Consider the following 3964-nt stretch of genomic DNA (forward strand, 5'->3'; position numbering starts at 1 on the left):
AGGACGACGGCGGCTTCGACAGCGGCATGGTCTCCGGCGCCGGTGTGCTGATCACCGGCTCGGTCGTCACCGCCGGCGAGGCGCGCACCCTGTTCGGGAAGGATCCGGCATGAGTGACGTGCGGCGGGTCGCCCTGTACCTCGGGTCGGCGTCCGGAGACTCCCCGGCGTACGAGGCGGCGACGGTGCGGACCGTGCAGGTCCTCGCGGACGCCGGGTTCGAGCTGGTCTACGGCGGGGGGTCGGTGGGCCTGATGGGTGTCGCCGCGGACACCGCGCTGGCCGCCGGCATGCCGGTCCACGGGGTGATCACCCGTCATCTCATGGACGGCGAGACCGGTCACCTGGGCCTGGACACCCTCGACATCGTCGAGACTATGACCGAGCGTAAGGAACGGATGGCGTCGTTGGCGGACGCCATGGTCACCCTGCCCGGTGGTATCGGCACCCTGGAGGAGTTCTTCGAGGTGTGGGTCGGGCAGGTGCTCGGTGTGCACCACAAGCCTGTCGCGCTCGTCGACGTGGACGGTTACTGGCAGCCGCTGGTCGACATGCTCGACCACATGGTGGCCCGTGGCTTCTTCTCCGCGACACACCGTGACCGGCTGATCCGGGTGGATGATCCGGGGGAGTTGCCGGTCGCGTTGGACCTGTGGACCCCCGCTGCGGCAAAGTGGAGCAGGTGAGCGAGATGAGTGACGACAACAGGCGGCGCCGGTCCCCGGAGGTCGGACCCCTGGGTATGGGCCATGAGCCGCAGGTCGACCCCTTCAAGGGCCTCAAGGGCATGATGGCAGGCATCATGATCATGGAGGCGCTGGCCGTCTTCCTCATCCTCCCGACCATCGGCAAGATGTGGGAGGGTAAGTACGCCACCGGGTTCAACATGACCTACATCGCCGTTCTGGCGGTGGCGATGACCGTGGCATCCTTCCTGCAATTCCGGAAGTTCGCGGACCCGATGAACATCGGGCTGCAGGTGCTGCTGCTCATCGGTGGTGTGGTGGTGCATCCGCTGGTGCTCATCGTGGCGGTGCTGTTCATCGCCGCCTGGTGGTACACGTACTACCTGCGTGGGCACCTGAAGCAGCGGATGGAACGGGGACTGCTGCCGTCGCAGCACGTGTGGATCGACGAGAACAAGGACTCGCGGATGTAGTTGACGTGTCAACCAAGTCGGGCGTATAACTGGTTGACATGACAACTACTCCCCGTATCGGCATCCTCGCCGGCACTGTCCGTGACGGCCGCAACTCCATCAAGGTCGCCGAGTGGGCGCGGCAGACCCTCACCGCCGCCGGCATCGACGCCACCTTCGAGGTCATCGACCTCGCCGCCCAGGAACTCGGCAAGTTCACCTCCGCCACGCCGCCGCGCATGCACGAGGGCGCCTACTCTGAGCCGGAACTGGCGGCCTGGTCGGAGAAGATCGGCGGCTTCGACGGCTTCCTGTTCGCCACCGGTGAGTACAACGGTTCCGTCCCGGGCGTCATGAAGAACGCCGTGGACTCGCTGTTCGCCGAGTGGACCGGGAAGCCGGTCGGCTTCATCGGGTGGGGTTCCACGGGTGCGTCCTCCGCGCTGGAGCACTGGCACACCGTCGTCACCTTCCTGGGTATGAAGCTCGTCGGCCCCGATGTGAAGCTCCCGTTCTCCGAGGTCTTCCCGGACTTCCGGTTCGCCCCGGGCGAGGCGCAGGACGCCGCGCTTGTCGAGCTGGGCAAGGCCGTCGTGGACGCCGCGTGAGTCCACCGGTTCGCCGGGCAGCGCCGGGGCCCGGGTACCTTTTCACCCACCCGTGGTACGGAATGCTCACCGGCGTCCGGTACCCTGACCGGCATGACTGAACGCACACTCATCCTCATCAAGCCGGACGGTGTCCAGCGTGGCCTCGTCGGCGAGATCATCGCACGCATCGAGCGCAAGGGCCTGACCCTGGCGGCCCTCGACCTGCGGCTCACCGACCGTGCGACCGCCGAGAAGCACTACGCCGAGCACGAGGGCAAGCCCTTCTACGAGGGTCTCGTCGAGTTCGTCACCTCCTCGCCGCTCATCGCGGGCGTCGTCGAGGGCGAGCGGGCCATCGAGGCCTGGCGTCAGATCGCCGGCGGCACCGACCCGGTGTCCGCCGCGACCCCCGGTACCATCCGCGGCGACTTCGCTCTCTCTGTCGGCGAGAACGTCGTCCACGGTTCGGACTCCGTCGAGTCCGCCGAGCGAGAGATCGCCATCTGGTTCCCGGAGCTCGCCAAGTAGCGACTCCGCCCCTACCATCCCTCAGATCGCACTTCGGGAACCCCGGCGACCTGCGGGGTGGTGTTTTTTCGTCGGCAGGCAGTCAGTGGTGGGCGGGGTCTTTCCGGAAGGACGCCACCACGGCGTCCATTCCGGCCGGGGTGAGGCTGACCCAGTCCTGTCGCACGTTGCCACGCTCCCGTTCCGTGGTGATGAGGACTTCCCTGCGCTCGCTGAGCTCACCCAGGGCCGCGGAAACAGCGTGCGGCCCCAGGGTGAAGATCTCGGCGACGGCGCCGTCGAGGGCGTCCCGGCGTATCTGCCTGCCGCGCGGGAAGGCGCTGACCGCGTAGAGGACGGCGGCGACCGCGCCGGCGTTCTCGGCGGGACGCCAGTCCGGATCCTGCTGGAGAAAGGTGGCCAACCGGGGCAGGTCGGCGGGCAGGGAGTCATTGACGGCCCACCAGCAGATCGCTCCGGCGGTGACGAGTCCGCCGAGGACGACCGAGAGAGCCCATCCGAGGACGGGTGAGCTGATGAGGTCGACGACATTCCGGACGAGAGAGCCGGCGAGGACGGCGACGAGCGGCAGCCACTGGTCCCGGTGCGTCCACCAGCGTCCGCGGAGGGGGACGTTCCCGCCCTCCAGGACGGAGGTCTCGTCATCGGGACGCATCGGTGCGTGACCGTTTCCCCGTAGTCCACGGGCTTTGTTGCGGATGCCGATCCAGAAGGAGACCAGCAGGAGGACGACGGCGAAGGGGAGGAGGAGCCAGACCAGGTTGAGTGGCGAGATGGCGAGGGTGAACACCACGCCCGTTCCCACGGCGCCGAGAACACGCAGACCCCGGGAGGGCAGTGCGCTGGCGTGAAGGCTCAGGAGTTTCTCGGCGTACTGTTTCACTTTACCGAGGTTAACAGACGTGTGGCGTGCTGTCCGACGGATTTTGCCGTGGGGGTTGTGCCTGGGAGGGTCAGGATTGTGACAGAATGGTCGGTGGACGTGCAGCACCGGTCGGTCAATCAAGACCCGGGCCTGATGTGCGCACGGGCATCGAGAACTTCCACACATCAATACTGCGACGACCCCGGTCCACGAAGGACTGAAGGTCCGGTGAGAGGCAGCGACATGCGCCCGCCGGACTGACGGTCGCCGCACCTGTACAAGGAGAACAGTGGCTAAAACCAGCCAGGAACTCGCGGCCTCCGCTGCGGGAATCACAACCGAAGACATGGGGGAGAAGGTCCGCGTCCACGCGCTGGCCAAGGCTCTCGACATTCCCAGCGCCGAGCTCGTGCAGGTGCTGACAGGGCAGGGGATCGAGGGGAAGCGTGCCACCTCGACCCTGCCGAAAGCACAGGTGGGGGAGGTTCTCGCCGCCCTGGTCGCGGCCGGCGCCCCGGCTGAGTCGAAGCGGCAGGAGCAGCAGGAGCAGCAGGAGGCGCCGGAGAAGAAGTCTCCGGCGACGCACGCGCGCAAGGCTGCACCGGAGAAGACCCCGGCCAAGAAGACCCCGGCCGAGAAAACCCCGGCCAAGAAGACCCCGGCCAAGAAGACCCCGGCCGAGAGGACGACCGCGAAGAAGGCTTCCGTCGAGGACGCCCCGGTCGAGGTCAAGGCTCCGGAGAAGGCCGTTGAGAAGTCTGCCGGGAAGGCGACCGGGGCCGAGAAGAAAACTCCGGCGAAGCGTACCCGCAAGGCTGCGACGAAGCAGACCGTAGCCAAGAAG

Annotated in this window: 6 protein-coding genes; 5 read left to right on the plus strand and 1 reads right to left on the minus strand. The window is 67.2% G+C overall.

Translation table 11 applies throughout. The features are described 5' to 3' along the window. The first annotated feature begins 109 nt into the window (after window positions 1–109). The 4 genes from QZV72_RS00990 to ndk all read left to right on the plus strand — a co-directional run bounded on the left by QZV72_RS00990 (window position 110) and on the right by ndk (window position 2255). Complete coding sequence (locus QZV72_RS00990) at window positions 110–685, plus strand: TIGR00730 family Rossman fold protein (RefSeq protein WP_297004127.1); 576 nt, start codon at window positions 110–112, stop codon at window positions 683–685. Between the two features lie 5 nt (window positions 686–690). Beyond that, a complete protein-coding gene (locus QZV72_RS00995) occupies window positions 691–1158 on the plus strand; it encodes a DUF4233 domain-containing protein (RefSeq protein ID WP_297004136.1) in 468 nt (155 codons plus the stop codon). Window positions 1159–1196: 38 nt separating this feature from the next. Continuing rightward, a complete protein-coding gene (locus QZV72_RS01000) occupies window positions 1197–1745 on the plus strand; it encodes an NADPH-dependent FMN reductase (protein WP_297004129.1) in 549 nt (182 codons plus the stop codon). A gap of 93 nt (window positions 1746–1838) precedes the next feature. Next, window positions 1839–2255 (plus strand): nucleoside-diphosphate kinase, encoded by a 417-nt coding sequence (gene ndk / locus QZV72_RS01005; RefSeq protein ID WP_297004131.1) that lies wholly within the window; start codon window positions 1839–1841, stop codon window positions 2253–2255. A gap of 82 nt (window positions 2256–2337) precedes the next feature. On the opposite strand, the gene QZV72_RS01010 is transcribed toward ndk, so the two are convergent. Next, a complete protein-coding gene (locus QZV72_RS01010) occupies window positions 2338–3138 on the minus strand; it encodes a hypothetical protein (RefSeq protein ID WP_297004132.1) in 801 nt (266 codons plus the stop codon). Window positions 3139–3409: 271 nt separating this feature from the next. Between QZV72_RS01010 and QZV72_RS01015 the strand changes: the two genes are divergently transcribed. Continuing rightward, window positions 3410–3964 (plus strand): translation initiation factor IF-2 N-terminal domain-containing protein (locus tag QZV72_RS01015; protein WP_297004134.1); only part of this gene is annotated, 555 nt, incomplete at its 3' end.

Source organism: uncultured Corynebacterium sp., from assembly GCF_902782855.1.
Taxonomy (GTDB): domain Bacteria; phylum Actinomycetota; class Actinomycetes; order Mycobacteriales; family Mycobacteriaceae; genus Corynebacterium.